General features: G+C 68.9%; 15 protein-coding genes. 10 read left to right on the top strand and 5 right to left on the bottom strand.

The features are described 5' to 3' along the window. The first annotated feature begins 407 nt into the window (after positions 1-407). From MBA17_RS15190 to MBA17_RS15175, 4 genes are all read left to right on the top strand, one after another. Entirely contained in the window at positions 408-944 is a 537-nt protein-coding gene (locus MBA17_RS15190; protein ID WP_238497090.1) for a TIGR03086 family metal-binding protein, read from the top strand. After that, a complete protein-coding gene (locus MBA17_RS15185) occupies positions 941-1,273 on the top strand; it encodes an ArsR/SmtB family transcription factor (RefSeq protein ID WP_238497089.1) in 333 nt (110 codons plus the stop codon). The genes MBA17_RS15190 and MBA17_RS15185 overlap by 4 nt, the downstream gene beginning before the upstream one ends. Further along, complete coding sequence (locus tag MBA17_RS15180) at positions 1,266-1,667, top strand: SRPBCC family protein (protein WP_238497088.1); 402 nt, start codon at positions 1,266-1,268, stop codon at positions 1,665-1,667. Before MBA17_RS15185 ends, MBA17_RS15180 begins: the two co-directional genes overlap by 8 nt. A gap of 579 nt (positions 1,668-2,246) precedes the next feature. Continuing rightward, positions 2,247-3,428: an FAD-dependent monooxygenase gene (locus tag MBA17_RS15175; protein ID WP_238497087.1), complete on the top strand. Its 1,182-nt coding sequence runs from the start codon at positions 2,247-2,249 to the stop codon at positions 3,426-3,428. A gap of 97 nt (positions 3,429-3,525) precedes the next feature. Here MBA17_RS15175 and MBA17_RS15170 read toward each other — a convergent pair whose 3' ends face one another. Then, the gene (locus MBA17_RS15170; RefSeq protein ID WP_238497086.1) at positions 3,526-4,470 is read right to left on the bottom strand and encodes an alpha/beta fold hydrolase; all 945 of its coding nucleotides are present in this window, start codon (positions 4,468-4,470) and stop codon (positions 3,526-3,528) included. 576 nt (positions 4,471-5,046) lie between these two features. Here MBA17_RS15170 and MBA17_RS15165 point away from each other — a divergent pair. Next, positions 5,047-6,162, top strand: a complete 1,116-nt coding sequence (locus tag MBA17_RS15165; protein ID WP_238497085.1) for a sensor histidine kinase — start codon at positions 5,047-5,049, stop codon at positions 6,160-6,162. A gap of 281 nt (positions 6,163-6,443) precedes the next feature. Here MBA17_RS15165 and MBA17_RS15160 read toward each other — a convergent pair whose 3' ends face one another. Then, positions 6,444-7,463, bottom strand: coding sequence for a LacI family DNA-binding transcriptional regulator (locus MBA17_RS15160; RefSeq protein ID WP_238497084.1), 1,020 nt, complete (start codon positions 7,461-7,463; stop codon positions 6,444-6,446). Between the two features lie 217 nt (positions 7,464-7,680). On the opposite strand from MBA17_RS15160, the gene MBA17_RS15155 reads away from it, so the two are divergent. The 5 genes from MBA17_RS15155 to MBA17_RS15135 are packed head-to-tail and all read left to right on the top strand — an operon-like array spanning position 7,681 to position 12,104. After that, positions 7,681-8,664, top strand: a complete 984-nt coding sequence (locus tag MBA17_RS15155) for an ABC transporter substrate-binding protein (protein WP_238497083.1) — start codon at positions 7,681-7,683, stop codon at positions 8,662-8,664. Beyond that, positions 8,661-9,488, top strand: a complete 828-nt coding sequence (locus tag MBA17_RS15150; RefSeq protein WP_238497082.1) for an ABC transporter permease — start codon at positions 8,661-8,663, stop codon at positions 9,486-9,488. Before MBA17_RS15155 ends, MBA17_RS15150 begins: the two co-directional genes overlap by 4 nt. Further along, positions 9,452-10,279, top strand: a complete 828-nt coding sequence (locus tag MBA17_RS15145; protein WP_238497081.1) for an ABC transporter ATP-binding protein — start codon at positions 9,452-9,454, stop codon at positions 10,277-10,279. The genes MBA17_RS15150 and MBA17_RS15145 overlap by 37 nt, the downstream gene beginning before the upstream one ends. Further along, positions 10,276-11,094 (top strand): ABC transporter permease, encoded by an 819-nt coding sequence (locus MBA17_RS15140; protein WP_238497080.1) that lies wholly within the window; start codon positions 10,276-10,278, stop codon positions 11,092-11,094. Before MBA17_RS15145 ends, MBA17_RS15140 begins: the two co-directional genes overlap by 4 nt. Further along, on the top strand, positions 11,091-12,104 hold the full coding sequence (locus tag MBA17_RS15135; protein WP_238497079.1) for an amidohydrolase family protein: 1,014 nt from the start codon (positions 11,091-11,093) through the stop codon (positions 12,102-12,104). Before MBA17_RS15140 ends, MBA17_RS15135 begins: the two co-directional genes overlap by 4 nt. Positions 12,105-12,204: 100 nt before the next feature. Here the strand turns inward: MBA17_RS15135 and MBA17_RS15130 are convergent, their stop codons facing one another. The 3 genes from MBA17_RS15130 to MBA17_RS15120 are packed head-to-tail and all read right to left on the bottom strand — an operon-like array spanning position 12,205 to position 15,415. Next, positions 12,205-13,053: a shikimate dehydrogenase family protein gene (locus tag MBA17_RS15130; RefSeq protein WP_238497078.1), complete on the bottom strand. Its 849-nt coding sequence runs from the start codon at positions 13,051-13,053 to the stop codon at positions 12,205-12,207. A gap of 26 nt (positions 13,054-13,079) precedes the next feature. After that, positions 13,080-13,853, bottom strand: coding sequence for an enoyl-CoA hydratase/isomerase family protein (locus tag MBA17_RS15125; protein WP_238497077.1), 774 nt, complete (start codon positions 13,851-13,853; stop codon positions 13,080-13,082). Beyond that, complete coding sequence (locus tag MBA17_RS15120; protein ID WP_238497076.1) at positions 13,850-15,415, bottom strand: acyl CoA:acetate/3-ketoacid CoA transferase; 1,566 nt, start codon at positions 15,413-15,415, stop codon at positions 13,850-13,852. The genes MBA17_RS15125 and MBA17_RS15120 overlap by 4 nt, the downstream gene beginning before the upstream one ends. Between the last annotated feature and the right edge of the window lie 4 nt (positions 15,416-15,419).

Here is a 15,419-nt window from a genome sequence, read left to right as displayed (position 1 = left end):
CATGGCTGGTGTGCCGGTGGTGGATGCGGCGGGCTGGGCCGAGGATGCCGCTGACTTCGCCGGAATGCTCCACGTCGACGCTGGCGAAGCGATATCCGTTGGATTTTCCGCCGTTGCTACCGGGACCCCATTACGAGTCAACGGCGGGGGCCAGGTCGGCGGGCTTACGCGCTGGTCAGGCGGTAGATGCGGTTCGGTGAGATGTGATCGCGTAAGACGGTGTTGCTGTACGGCACTGCTGTACAGCAACGTCGTCCGATGGCTCATCTCGCCGTCGTCGGCAGAGAGCCGGTTGGCGAGGTTGCGCGCGTCCATGGTTCCTCCGACGCCGGGACACGTCCTACCTCATCGGTCCGTCTACAAACAACCAATTGACTTTTGTACAAATCATTGTTTGTGTAGGAGCCATGCTCATCACCGACACCCCCGACCTGCTCGACGAGGGCCTGGCGTGGACGACGGCCCGCATCGCCGCCGTCCCAGCCGATGCCCTCGATGTCCCCACCCCCTGCGACGACTGGGACCTCCGGACGCTGCTCGACCACACCGTCGAGACCCTGGCGATCTTCGCCGACGCCCTCGACGGCGGCGGCGCCACCGCCACCGGACCATGGGACGCCGCCATGGCCGACCTCGCGGCCCGGACCCGGCTCGCCTGGCGGCAGCCCGGCGTGATGGACCGCACCTACGAGCTGCCGTTCGGGACGATGCCCGGGCCGGTCATGGCGTCGGCGACCCTGCTCGAGGCCGTCGTCCACGGTTGGGACATCAGCCAGGCGAGCGGCGAAGCGGCGTCCATCCCGGAGGACCTCGCGCTCGCCGTCCTCGCCTTCGCCCACGCGGCCCTCGGGGAGGCGCAGCGTGGCGACGCCTTCGGCCCGGCGCTCGACATCGGCGCAACGGCGTCCGAGCAGCTCATCGCCTACCTCGGCCGGACGCCGTGAGCGCCGCCACCGCCAAGGTGCTGGACAGCACCCTTCGGGCGCTGGCCGACGGCAACCGCCGCGCCATCCTGAGCATCGTTCGGGACGAACCTCGGGCGGTGGGCGAGGTCGCCGAGGCGATGGCGATGAGCCAGCAGGCCGTCTCCCACCACCTCCGGGTGCTCCGGGGGGCCGGGCTCGTCACCGAGACGCGGGAGGGCACCCGCCACCTGTTCGTCGTGCGCACCGACGGCTTCGCCGCCGTCCGCCAGTTCCTGGAGGGCTTCTGGCCCGATCACCTGGCCGCTCTCAAGGCCGCCGCCGAGAAGACCGCGAGGACCAATGGCTGAGTTCGCAACCTCCATCGACATCGAGGCCCCGCCCGAGATCGTGTTCGACCACCTCGTCACGGTCGACGGGATGCTGGCGTGGATGGGCCGGCGCGCCGAGCTCGATCCCCGGCCGGGCGGCGTGTTCGCCGTCGACATCGACGGGAACCCGATCCGCGGCGAGTTCGTCGAGGTCGACCGGCCCCGCTCGGTCGTCGTCACCTGGGGCCTGGAGGCCAACGACGTCCTCCCCGCCGGATCAACCGAGGTGGCGTTCCGCCTGACGCCGACGGCCACCGGCACGCGGGTCGACCTGACCCACTCGAACCTGCCGGAGTCGCAGGTCCCGCCACACGCCGAGGGCTGGCTGCACTTCCTCGGCATCCTCGCCGAGACAGCGGCCGCCGCCGCCTGATCGATCAGGTCGGCTGGGGCTCCCGGGGTAGGCCGAGGGGTCCCGGTAGCAACGGCGGAAAATCCAACGGATATCGCTTCGCCAGCGTCGACGTGGAGCATTCCGGCGAAGTCAGCGGCATCCTCGGCCCAGCCCGCCGCATCCACCACCGGCACACCAGCCATGCGACGCCCTCACATCAGAGCAGGCCAGGGGCATTTCCGTTGGATTTTTCGCGATTACTACCGGGACCCCCACGAGCTCACGGGTGACAAGGTCCAGTTCGGCGGCGAGCCAGCGGGCAGCGGCAAGCCGGGCCAGGACCGGATCATCGGGGAAAGCGCGGGTCTCGGCCGCCCGCTCGCGCAAGAAGCGGCGCAGGGCAGTCCGGACGGGACCTGCGGTCAACGGCTTACGCGGCGAGGAGGCCATGCACCTATTGAAACCTAAGTTTCAGCACTTCAGACGCCACTCCCGGGCATCACACAGCCTCGGCGGTGTCTTTCCGGCGCATTCCGGCCCTCCCCCTGATATAGCATCCGTTTAAATCGATCGTTTGAAGCGATCGTTTCAAATGGTCATTTGAATCGGGAGCGGCGGATGAGCACCAGCACGGCGATCATCATTGGCGCGGGAATCGGCGGCCTGGCGGCCGCTCACGCCCTGCAACGCGACGGCTGGCGAGTGACGGCCTATGAGCAGGCCCCCGCCATCGCGCCGGTCGGAGCCGGCGTGGGCATCGCCCCCAACGCCGTCAAAGCCCTGGACTACCTCGGCCTGGGCCAGGCCCTGCGCGATCACGGTCGGCGCCAGACAGGATTGGAGATCCGGCTACGGCGAGGCGGGCTCGTCGGGCACATCCCCGCCGCCGACATCGAGCGCCGCTACGGCGCCTCGTTCTACGCCCTGCACCGGGCTGAGCTGCACCGCCTCCTCATGGCTGGACTCAACCCGGACACGCTGCGCTCCGGCCACCGCGCCGAGAAGATCACACCAGGACCCGACGCGGCCACCGTCACCCTGAGCACGTCAAACGGCACCGTGTCGGAAACGGCCGACCTGGTCGTGGCCGCCGACGGCGTCCGCAGCCGACTGCGCGCGGCCCTGCTCCCCGACTACCCCGGCCCGACGTACGCCGGATACACGGTCTGGCGCGGCATCGTCCCAGCCGAGCGGGCCGAGCCCCTGGGCATACCGGCGATCCTGTCGGAGACCTGGGGACATGGCGCCCGCTTCGGCTCTGCGACGATCAACGACGGGCAGATCTACTGGTTCGCCTGCGAAAGCGTCCCGGAGCACGCCACCCCCGAGCACGACCTCGGCCTGCTCGCCGCCAGGTTCCGTGGCTGGCACGATCCCATCCCCGGGCTCCTCGCGGCGACCCCCGAAGACACTCTGTTGCGGCACGATGTGTACTACCTGCGGGCCAGGCTGCCGGGATTCGTCCATGGCCGAGTGGCGCTGCTCGGCGATGCCGCCCACGCCGTAACGCCGGACATCGGCCAGGGGGCCTGCCTGGCCATCGAGGACGCCGTGACGCTCGCCGCCGCGATCGAGGAGAACGGCATCGACGCCGGGCTCCTCGCCTACGACGAACTCAGACGCCCCCGCACCGAACGTATGGCGCGCACCTCCGGCAAGCTCGGGCGCATCATGCAGACCCACAACCCCGCAGCGGCCCTACTGCGCAACTCCATTGCCTCGGCACTACCCACATCGCTGCTGATCAGCGCAGTGGGAACCGCCTTGGCCTGGACCCCACCCCTCGGCGCCGACACCTGAACCCCGGGAGTAGCAGTCCTGGTCACCCTGAGCGCGCGAGGATGGCTATCCGTAAGGGACTGCGCAAACTCGTGACGACACGGTGCGATCGGCCGGGTCACCCACCATTCGTTTGGCGTGCGGCCTGCGAGGTGACGCGCTGAATAGCCTGGACGGCGACGTCAGGCTGGTCGACGTAGATGTAGTGCCCGCTGTTCGTGGCCGTTCTCAGCTTGCTGCTGCTGGACACCGCGAGCCACTTGCGCTGGCCTGCGGACCACGCCTTCTCCAGGCTCGGCCCGACCTCGGGGATGGCCGCGAGGTACTGCTGGCCATGCTGGACCACCTCCACCGGGATGTTCCCGGCGGAACGCACCTCGCCGTCGGCGATGACGAGCTTCTCCGGGTTCTTGCCCTTGAAGATCGCGAGGTTCTGTACGCGCACCTCGGCCGCCGGGCCCTTGGCGGACTCGGGGATCGCCTTCGTGATGTCGGCGACCATCGTGGGCGACGTGGCGTCCATCAGGACCAGCCCCTTGACTCTGGCCTCATGGTCGGGGGCGTACCTGGCGGCGATCAGCCCGCCCAGGGAGTGCCCGGCCAGGACGACCGGGTCGTCACCGGCGACGCGGTCGAGCACCCCGGTCAGAATCTTCCCGGTGCTGGAGAAGTTCTGAGGGTCATCCGGTTGGTCGCTCGCGCCTGCGCCGAGCCGGTCGTAGGAACAGACCCGGTTCTTCTTGCTCAGCGTCTTCTGGATGGCGGCCATCTTGTCCAGCCCGTCACCCCCTCCGTGCATCAGGATGATGACCGGCTTGCCTTTCGCGGGGTCTCCCGAACAGGACACGTTCACCGACCGGCCCGCGACTTTGACCTTCTTGGTTCCAGAGATCAGGTCGGCATCGGCTTTCCGCGTGGTGGGAGCGAAGGGATCCCAGTCGTCCGCCGATTCGCCCCCGCAGCCGGCGAGTCCCGCACCGACCACGGTGCAGCACAGTGCGACCACAACGAATGCCTTGATCTTGCGGAGCAAGATGTCCTCCAGGGAGAGAATTGACGCCAAGATGCACACGGCGGTGTAGTGGAAAGCGGCCGAAGCGCTGCGGCTACGCCGAAACGCTAGGGAATCGACGGCCCGGGAGTCATCACCGCACGGTGGACACTCGCCGGTAGCTCGCACGGGGGACAAGTGCGCCGCGACGAACCTGGCGCTCCAGGCCAGGGTGGGGGGCGGCCCTCGATGGTCGCCAGGCTTGAGGTCTTGCCGACCCATTCATGCCGAGCAGGGCGTACAACTCGCCCCGCCGCACCGGCGTGGACATCGCCGTACGTGAGGTTCAGGCGGCCGACGTCGATGACTGGTGTCGAGGACATGCCATCGAGCTCAGCCGTCGCCGCGCTCATCTGCCAGTGCGACCATGTCATGACCTCGCCATGACATTCCCGCAGGTGAAGTCATGACGCGGTGTCACTGTCGGCACCACGGAGCAGGAAGAATACTGGGGCAGACTCTGCTGTTCGATCCCGGAGAGCCACCCATGCCAGACCACTGCGCGATACCGCCGACCGTGGACATGGCTGATGTGGACAGCCGCGATCCCACCGCGCAACCGACCGCCCGGCAACCAGGTGAGGACCAGTGAGCCCGACACACGCGGCCCCCGAGAAGACCGAGCCGGCGCAGGGACAGCTACGCAAGCTCAACCTCACCATGTTCCTCCCGCTGCTCGCCGCCGCCGGGGCGGTGGTGGTGGCGACGGACGCCCGCTCCTGGTGGGAAGCCCTCGCCCTGGGCGCGGGCGTGGTGGCGGCACTGGTCGCCTTCGTGCGGTGGGCGGCAGGCGACGTCCTGCGCGTCGCGCTCCCCTGCCTGGTCGTCACCGCGGCCGTGTGGCCCTTCTCCGTACTGGTGGTCGACGGCAGCGCGGCGTTCTACGGCATTTCGATCGTGAGCTCTCTCGTCATCCCTCAACTGTCGCGCCACCGGGGCGCGGCAGCCCTCGCGCTGGCCGTCTATGTCGCCGCGGTGGGCGCGACGAGGCTGCTGGTGCCGCACGAGGACGTTCCCAGCGTTCTGGTGCACTATGTCCTCATCCCCACGGGCATCACCGTGGCGCTGATCGGACTCAGGTTCCCCAACAAGCGGTTCTACGACGTCGTCACGGAGCTGGAGGAGGCACGGGAGCGGGAAGGGGAGCTGGCCGTCATCCGCGAACGCGTCCGGTTCGCCAGCGACCTGCACGACATCCAGGGCCACACCCTCCACGTGGTGAAGCTGAAAACGGCGCTCGCCCAGAAACTGGTGGACAGCGACACCGAACGAGCCAAACAGGAGCTGCGGGAGATCCACGCCCTGGTCAGCGACACCATCACCCAGACGAAGGAGCTCGCCTACGCACAGCGGCGGCTCAACCTCTCCGCCGAGCTGGAGAACGCGAGGAACCTCTTCGAGGCCGCGGGCATCCAGGTGCGCATCGACCGCGAAGCAGACGTCGACCCGGGCGCGAGCGAACTGCTCGGCCAGGTACTGCGCGAGACCACGACCAACATCCTGCGCCACGCCCAGGCGACGCAGGTGCGGATCACCTTGTCGGAGTCGAGCATCACCATCGTCAACGACGGCGCCCAGCAGGCACCGCTGCCCGAGCTCCGGGGACTGGCCGCCCTCGAACAACGCGTCACCGCCGACGGAGGTGAACTGACGGTCGAACAGAACAACGGGCAGTTCCTGACGGGCGCGGCATTCCCGCACTGACGTTCCGGGGGTATCACTCCAAAAGCGATACCCAGGCTAATGAGATCACCGCGGGCGGCAGTGCGGTAGTCGATCATCCGGACGGGAGTTGACGTTCACGGACGCGACCGACGGCGTGATCGCGGGTCTGCGCCTTCAACTCCCGCTGGAAGGCGACCATCCCGGCCTGAACACCACACCACCGGTATCCGTCAAAGCGGAGCAAGCCCACCCGGTCAGAGTCAGTGGATGAGCATTGGCACGACACAGGGAGTGTGAGTGCCGTGATCTCGCCCGCGGGGTCACGAAGAGCGTCGTGCGGTGGTCTCCCGAGGGATGAGCCGGTGGCTCAGGATGGTGGTCGTGGCGTCGCCGGTGTCGGCGCCCGGGGCGGTGTCGAGGATGTGGCGGGCGGCCATGGCGCCCATCTCGTACAGCGGGAGGCTCACCGTGGTGAGGCCGACGAACTGGGCGACTCTGAGGTCGTCGATCCCGGCGACGGAGATCTCTCCGGGTACGTCGATGCGCGCCTGCCGCAGGGCGTTGAGCGCGCCGACAGCGGCTTCGTCGTTGGCGGCGATGATGGCGTCCGGCAGCGGCGGTCGGGCGATGAGCCGCATGGTGGCGGCGTGTCCGGCCTCGTAGTCGAAGCCACCGGGGATGCACCGCGCGGTTTCCGCGAGGTCGGCGTCGCTCATGCAGGCGAGGAAACCCTCGCGGCGCTGGTGAGTGGCGATCATGCCGGGCGGCCCCTCGATGAACGCGATCCGGCGGTGGCCGAGCGAGACGAGGTGGTCGGTGATGTCGTACGCGGCGGCCTGGCTGTCGGCGGTGATGACCGGGCATCCGAGGTCGCGGACGGTGAGTGAGACCGCGTGGATGCCCTGCTCCTGTGCCTGGCGGACGGCCTTGACCAGGGTCGGCGCCTCGGGGTCGTCGACATAGCCGCTGCCAGCGAAGATCACTCCGGCGGCACGGTAGTTGCGCATGGTCTGCAGCCGGTTGATCTCAGTGGCGGTGCGCCGGTCGACATTGGACAGCATGGTGACGTAGCCGGCCCGGGTCGCCACGTCGTCCACACCGCGGGCGATGACGGAAAAGTACGGGTTGACGATGTCGCTCACCAGGACACCCAGGAGGCGGCTGCTGCGCGAGACCAGCGCGCGCGCCAGGGCGCTGGGCGAATAGCCGAGCCGCTCGGCGGCCGCGATGACCCGGGCGCGCGTCGCGGCCGAGATGGGGTGACTGGAGCCGTTCAGCACCCGCGACGCAGTGGACACGGCCACACCGGCCGCTCGGGCCACTTCCACCAGGGAACTCACGACTATCCCTCCTAGGACAACGTTTGCCTAATCGTTGCAGCTCCGACCCAGGCAGGCAAGCGAATGAGAGAAAATGCCACATAGTCAACCTGCGGAAACCCCTTGACGAATCTGTGTCATAGCTCACTAACATGCCATCAGGCATACGTTTGCCTAGCTCGCTATCTCCACTTATGCAGGGCTTGGGCCAGCGGACGCGAGTTCGAAGGAGGAGGACATGCACGCCGGGACTCATATGAGAAGGCTCGCCGCGCTCGCGGTGCTGTCCGCCGTCGCCGCGTGCGGCGGCGGGGGCACAGGTACGACCGCAGACGGGACGTCGTCGTTCACGGTGGCGGTCATCGAGCCGGACATCACGACGGTGCCGATCCTGGCGGCCATCGACGCCGTCCGCCAGGCGGGACACGAGGTGAAGGTGGTCGAACTGGCCGAGCCGGAGCTGGCCATCGAGGGGCTGGCCAAGGGCGACTACGCGATCTCGGCGGAGGCGACGAGCCCCGCGCTGATCGCCATCGAGCAGGACGCCCCCATTAAGATCATCGCCGATGTCGTCGGCAACCAGTGGGCGATTTATGGCAAGCCGGGCATCTCCTCCTGTGACGATCTGAGCGGGCGCCCGTTCGGGATCTTCAGCGCGGGTGCGGTGGCGACGGCCATGGCCAAGGAGTGGGTGAGCACCGAGTGCGGCGCGGGCAAGGTTCCCAAGTACCTGACGATCGGCGGTTCGGACGTGCGCGCCCAGGCCCTCGTCGCGGGCCAGCTCGACGCGACGCCGCTGGAGATCTCCGACGTGGTCACTCTGGAGTCTTCGGGCACGTCGAAGTTCACCCAGGTGGCCGACTTCGGTAAGAGCCTGCCTGACGTGCATCCGCAGACCGTGTACGCCAACGCCGGGTTCCTCGCTGAGCACAAGCAGGCGGCGCAGACTTTCGTGACGGCCCTGGTGCGGGAGCACGCGAAGATCAACGCCGATCCGCAGCACCTGGTGGGGCTGGTGGCCAAGCACCTGCCGGACGAGAAGCCCGCCGACGTGGCCGAGATCGCCAAGCGGTACGTCAAGGCGGGCCTGTTCGACGCGGCGGCCCTGACGGAGCAGAACGTCCAGGGCACCATCGACTTCTTCGTCCGGGCCGGCGTGATCAAGCAGGGTATGACCGCGAAGGACGCGGCCGACCTGTCCTTCATCAAGGCGGCCGCATGACCGCCGCCTTCCGGGCCGGCCCTCGACCTGCGCGCCGCCCGGACGTACTGCGGCGCCTGGCCGGCGCGAGCCTGCCGTACCAGTTGCTGACGTTCACCGTCTTCGCCGCCGGCTGGGAGCTCTACGCCCGCGGGTGGGGCGGTCTGCTCATCCCCACCTTCACCGAGACCGTCGCGGCGACGGTGGAGCTGCTGGGCAGCGCGGAGCTGTGGCGGGCGATGTACGTCAGCAACCAGGCGCTGGTGCTCGGCTTCGGCATCGCGGTCGTGGTCGGCGTGCCGGCGGGCATCGTGCTGGGCCGCTTCCGGCTGCTGGAGCGATTCGCGGACGTGTATCTCAACATCCTGCTGGTCACCCCGATGGCGGCGATCATCCCGCTGCTGATGATGTCGGTGGGGTTCGGGCTGGCCTCGCGGGTCATCCTCGTCACGATCTTCTCGATCGTGATGGTGGTGGTGAACAGCCGCACCGGGGTCCGGCAGGTGGACCCGTCGCTGATCGAGATGGCCCGCTCGTTCGGGGCGAGCGAGCGGCAGATCTGGACGCGGGTCCTGCTGCCCGGCGCGCTGCCGGCGATCATGACGGGCATCCGGCTGGGCGTCGGGCGGGCGGTCACCGGGATGGTGATCGTCGAGCTGCTCATGGTGTCCACCGCGCTGGGCGGGCTGATCCTGGAGTACCGCGGCCTGTTCAAGGCCCCGCTGCTCTACGGCACCATCGTGATCATCTTGGCGGAGGCGCTCCTGCTGATCTCCGTCGCGCGGTGGGGCGAACGCAGGCTGACTCGGTGGGCTCAGACGACTACGGCAAGGAACGCGCGTTGATCGAGATCCGTGGATTGGGAAAGAGCTTCGTCGGCCAGGACAACGAGACGGTCGAGGCGCTACGGGACGTCAACCTCGATGTCGGGGAGAACGAGTTCCTGACCGTGCTGGGGCCGAGCGGTTGCGGGAAGACCACGCTGCTGAAGACCATCGCCGGGCTCATCCCCTGGAACGACGGCGACATCCGCATCGACGGCACGCCCGTACGCGGCCCCGGCCCCGACCGCAGCATGGTCTTCCAGAACTTCGCGCTGCTGCCCTGGGCCACCGTGCTGGACAACGTCGCGTTCGGGCTGCGCATGCGCGGGGTCGGCCGGGCCGAGCGCGAGGAACGCGCCCGCTCGCTGATCGCCATGGTGGGCCTGTCCGGGTTCGAGACCAAACGGCCCGGCGAGCTGTCCGGCGGCATGCAGCAACGCGTCGGCCTCGCCCGGGCTCTCGCCATGCGGCCACGGGTGCTGCTCATGGACGAGCCGTTCGGCGCAGTCGACGAGCAGACCCGCCGCCTGCTGCAGGAGGAGCTGCTGTCGATCTGGGAGGAACACCGGATGACCGTCGTGTTCATCACCCACAGCATGGAGGAGGCCGTGCTGCTGGGCGACCGCGTCGTGCTGATGAGCGCCCGCCCCGGCCGCATCTCCGAAATCGTCCCGGTTCCGCTGGAACGGCCCCGCTCCAGCGACGTCGGCGCCCTCGAACGCTCAGGCCAGTACGTCGAGATCACCGCCTACCTGTGGGACCGGCTCCGCGACATGCACGAAGAGCACCGCCCGTCCAAGGTGGCCGGATGAGTGCTCTGGCCGACCACCACAGCACACGTGCGGCACCTGCCCGCAAACGGCCGTCCTGGCGGCGCCTGCCCGCCGCCCCGATCAGTCTGGCCGCCGGAGCCGCGGCCTGGGAACTGATCGGGCAACTGGCCGGAATGTCGTTCTTCCCCCCGCTCAGCACGGTGCTGGCCCGCCTCGCCGACATGGCCACCAGCGGCCTCATCGTCACGAGCCTCGCCGACAGCCTGGTCAACCTGATCCTCGGGTTCGCCATCTCGCTGGCCGCCGGCCTGGTCGCCGGCGTCGCCATGGGCCGCTACCGCAAGGTCGAGGCCGCTCTCGGCGTGTACGTCTACGCGCTGCTGACCGCCCCGTCGCTGGTCTTCGCGCCGATCTTCTTCTCCCTACTGGGGGAGGGCCGCGGCTCGATCGTCGCCGTGGTGGTCATGTACGCCATGTTCGTCATCATCATCAACACCGCCTCGGCCATCCAGTCCGTACCGGTCCATCTGGTCGAGATGGCCCGCTCCTACGGCGCCGGCGAACGCCAGGTGCTGCTGCGCGTGATGCTCCCGGCCGCCGCCCCAATGATCATGGCCGGGGTCCGGCTCGGCGTCGGCCGCGCCGTCACCGGCATGATCAACGGCGAGATGTTCATCGCCGTCGTCGGCCTGGGCCGCATCGTCACCCAGGCCGGCGGCCGGTTCGACAGCGCCGGCGTGCTGGCCGTGCTCCTGGTCATCATCGCCGTCGCACTCGGCGCCGTCGCACTCGTCCAAGCCGTCGACCGCCGCATCACCCGCTGGGTTCCCAGGACAACGAGAGGAAATCAATGAAGGTCGACGCCTACAGCCACATCCTGCCCGCGCCCTACTTCGAGCGAATGCGCGAACTCGCCGTCGACCCGGGCGCGCTCAGGAGGTGGCTGGAGCTGCCCGCGCTGCACGACCTCGACGTCCGGCTCCGCATGATGGACGAGTTCGGCGACGGCTACCAGCAGGTGCTCACGCTGTCCTCACCGCCGATCGAACTGCTCGCCGGCCCGGCCGAGTCCGCGGCACTGGCCCGGCTGGCCAACGTATCGATGCTGGAGCTGTGCGAGAAGCACCCCGACCGGTTCCCGGCCTTCGTCGCCTCCCTGCCGATGAACAACCCGGACGCCGCCCTGGCCGAGCTCGCCTTCGCCATCGACGACCTCGGCGCCCGCGGCGTGCAGGTCTTCACCAACGTCAATGGCCGGCCGCTCGACGATCCGGCGTTCCAGGTCGTGTTCGACGAGATGGCCGGGCGCGACCTGCCCATCTGGATGCACCCCACCCGCAGCGCCGCCTTCGCCGACTACGCCACCGAGGACACCTCCAAGTACGAGATCTGGTGGGCGCTCGGCTGGCCGTACGAGACCAGCGTCGCCATGGCCCGGCTGGTCTTCTCCGGCCTGTACGAACGCCATCCCGACATCAAGATCATCACCCATCACATGGGGGCCATGATCCCCTACCTGGAGGGCCGGATCGGACTGGGCTGGAGCGACCAGCTCGGCAGTCGCACCGCCGGCGAGGACTACCGCAACCTGCTGCCACAACGGCCGCTCGACTACTTCCGCCGCTTCTACGCCGACACCGCCCTGTCAGGTTCCGACATCGGCATCCGCTGCGGCCTCGACTTCTTCGGCGCCGACCACGTCCTGTTCGGCACCGACTGCCCCTTCGACCCCGAAGGCGGACCCATGTACATCCGGGAGACCATCCGCGTCCTCGACGCCATGGACATCCCCGGCACTGATCGCGAGCAGATCTACCATCGCAACATCCGGCGTCTGATGCGGCTGCCCGGCGGACGACCGTAGCCAGGGACCACGCCGTCGCCGGCCGGGCGCGACAGCACCCACGGGGAAGGTGAAGGAGGGCGACGACGTCGCCCTCCTTCACGGCTTTGGCGACCCGGCCTCAGGGTTGGAGGTCGTCGCGGGCGAGCAGCGGCGCGACCGCGTCACGCATCACGTCGGTGGGATCGGCCAAACCGGTCCACCTGGTCCATGCCCTCGCCGCCTGAGCGACGAGCATCCGGTCGCCGTTCGCGGCGCGCATGCCCCGAGCGCGGGCCTGACGCACCAGTTCGGTCTCGGCCGGGATGTAGACCACGTCGAAGACGGCGGCGGAGGGGTTGATGAGGCCGACATCCACGACCGGCCCCGGAGACAGCATGCCGACCGAGGTCGCGTTCACGAAGACGTCGGCATGGGCGAGACGCTTGCCGACTCTGGGGTCCCCGAACGCCAAGGGGTCGATCGGGGCGAAGTCCGCGAACTCTTCGGCAAGCCTCCGGGGCATGGCGACGTCGAGATCGAGGACGGTGAGTTTCGCGACACCGGCCGTCGCGAGTCCGTACGTGGCGGCGTGGCCCACCCCACCGGAACCGGCGACCACAGCGGAGCGTCCGGTCAGCTCGCCGGGGTGGCACGACCGCAGAGCGGTCAGAAACCCGAGGACGTCGGTGTTGAAGCCGATGAGTCTCCCGTCCTCGCCGACGGCGACGCTGTTGACCGCACCGATCCGCCGGGCGTCCGGTTCGATCTCGTCGAGTAGGGTCATCACGATCCGCTTGTGGGGGGCAGTGATCTGGAAGCCCATCCAGCCGTCCCGCCGGGCCTGTTCGACCTGCTCGGCGAGCTCCGCTTCGTCGACCTCGCGCAACTCGTACCGGGCCTCGACGCCGGCGGCGGCGAACGCCGCGTTGTGCATGACCTCCGAGTGCCGTCGCCGCAGCGGCTTGCCGAAGAGCGCCGTTGTCCGCATCTGTTTCTCCTCAACTCCTGGATGGTTCAGCGACCGATGAACCGGGGTGCGCGCTTTCCGAGGAAGGCCCGTGCGCCCTCCAGGACGTCGCCGGTCGCGAACACGACCTCAGATCCGTCCATCTCGAGCGCTAGGCCCTCCTCGAGGGTGGTCTCCGTGGCGGCGTCGAGCAGCTTCTTCGCCACCCGCATGGCCACCGGCCCGCGCTCGGCGAGCGTGGCCGCCATCTCACGTGCGGCGGCCACGGCCCCGCCGACCTCGACGACCTGGGTGAGCAGCCCGATCGACAGCGCCTTGCCGACGTCCATCGGCTGTCCGAGCAGGATGATCTCTTTGGCACGCGCCGGGCCGACGATGCGGGGCAGGCGCTGTGTGCCGCCGCTGCCAGGAGTCACACCGAGCTTGAGCTCGGGCATGCCGAGCTTGGACCGGGGCGTGGCGATGCGGAAGTCGCAGCACAGCGCCAGCTCGAGCCCGCCGCCGAGCGCGTGACCCTCGATGGCCGCGATCGTGGGCACCTGGAGCATGGCGAGTTGGCGGTAGACCAGTTTCTCCAGAAGCAGCTTGCCCTCGGCGGCGCGTCCGTGAAGCGACTCGAACTCCGCGATGTCCGAGCCGGCGCAGAAGGCCCGGCCGCCGGCCCCGTACACGATCACCGCGCGGGTGGCGGCGTCCTCCGCCACCGCCTGCAGCACCTGACGCAGCTGGGCCGTAAGCTCGGTCGTCACGACGTTCATCGGCGGGTTGTCCAGCACGATCTCGGCGCAGATCCCGGGGACCAGATGCACCAGCTCGGTCACGAGAGCGCCTCCTCGGTGCGGAAGTGGCGGGCGAGGCCCATGGGCTCCGGCGCGAACAGCCGCGCATCCATCAGCGTGAGCGACGCGCTCATCGCGGGCTTCACACCCATGTGGGCCAGTACGTCACGCTCGACGTCGATGCCGGGCGCCACCTCGATCAGCGCGAGGCCCTCGGGAGTCAACTCGAAGACGGCTCGTTCGGTCACGTAGCGCACCGACTGCCCTTTCTGCGCCGCCAGCTCTCCGTTGAAGCTGATTTCGGTCACCGCGTCGACGAATTTGCGGTGGCGGCCTTCCCGCACGATGCTGAGGGAGCCGTCGTCGAAGGAGACCCGCAGGCCGCCGGCGGTGAACGTGCCCACAAAGCAGAGCCGCTTGGTGCTGGTGCTGATGTTGATGAAGCCGCCCGGACCACGGGGATGCTCGTCGAAAGCGTGCACATTGACATTGCCGGCGCGGTCGACCTGCGCGAACGACAGGCTGGCGATGTCCAGCCCGCCGCCGTCGTAGAAGTCGAACATCGAGGGCTGCTCCAGCCGGGCCTGGTAGTTGTACCCGGCGCCGCCGTCCCCGCCGAACGCGGGCACCCCGCCGAAGATGCCCTGCTCCACGGTCAGCGTCAGCGCCTCGGCCACGCCTTCCTCAGCGGCGATCGACCCGATCTGCTGGGAGATGCCGAACCCGAGATTGCAGATGTCGCCGGGACGGAACTCCATGAACGAGCGACGCGCGATGACCTTGCGAACGTCGAGCGGAGTCCGCGCCAGCCCGGCCGAGGGCGCCCGCAGTTCGCCGGAGTAGTAGGGAGAGTGAGACGTGAGGTACGTTTGGCGCTGCCGTGCGTCGGTGTACACAAGGTCGGTCAGCGCGCCGGGGATGCGGATGTCGCCGGGGCGCAGCGACCCGCGGCCGGCTAGACGCTCGACCTGAACGACCACCTTGCCACCGTTGTTGTGCGCCGCCATGGCGAGCGCGAGCGAGTCGCCGAGAATAGGCTCGTGCTCAAATGTCAGGTTGCCGTCCTCGTCGGCGGTGGTCGCCCGGATGACGGCGATGTCGATCGGCAGCGAGTGGTAGAACAACCACTCCCGCCCGGCCAGCTCGACGACCTCGACGATGCACTCGATCGTGCGGGCGTTCTGCCGCCCTCCGGTCTGCCGCGGATCTACGTACGTGCCGAGTCCGACGTGCGTCAGGTGGCCCGGGCGGCCTGCGGCCATGTCACGGCACAGGGCCGACAGGACTCCCTGAGGCAGCGAGTACGCCTCGAGGGCGCCCGCCGTGACGAGGGCGCCCAGCCGCGGCTCGTTGCCGATGTTGCTGCCGATCGTGCGCCGCGCCAGCCCGGGGAGCGCGAGCTGGGAGAACCCGACGTCGCCGAAGTCACCGATGCCGACGACCCGCACCGTCGTCAGGTCGCGAGGACGGCCGGCGCGCCCGAAGTGCTCAGCCAATGCGTCGATGAAGGCTTGCGGGACGCCGTGTCCGGCGCCGGAGCCTCCCACCCAGACGGCCGCGCCGTCATGGATCAGCGCGACGGCGTCCTCGACAGTGCCGATCACCGGG

Source organism: Dolomitihabitans soli (assembly GCF_022213955.1).
Taxonomy (GTDB): domain Bacteria; phylum Actinomycetota; class Actinomycetes; order Streptosporangiales; family Streptosporangiaceae; genus Streptosporangium_A; species Streptosporangium_A soli.
Note: the sequence above shows the minus strand (reverse complement) of the source record. Positions and strands in the feature narration are given on the sequence as shown.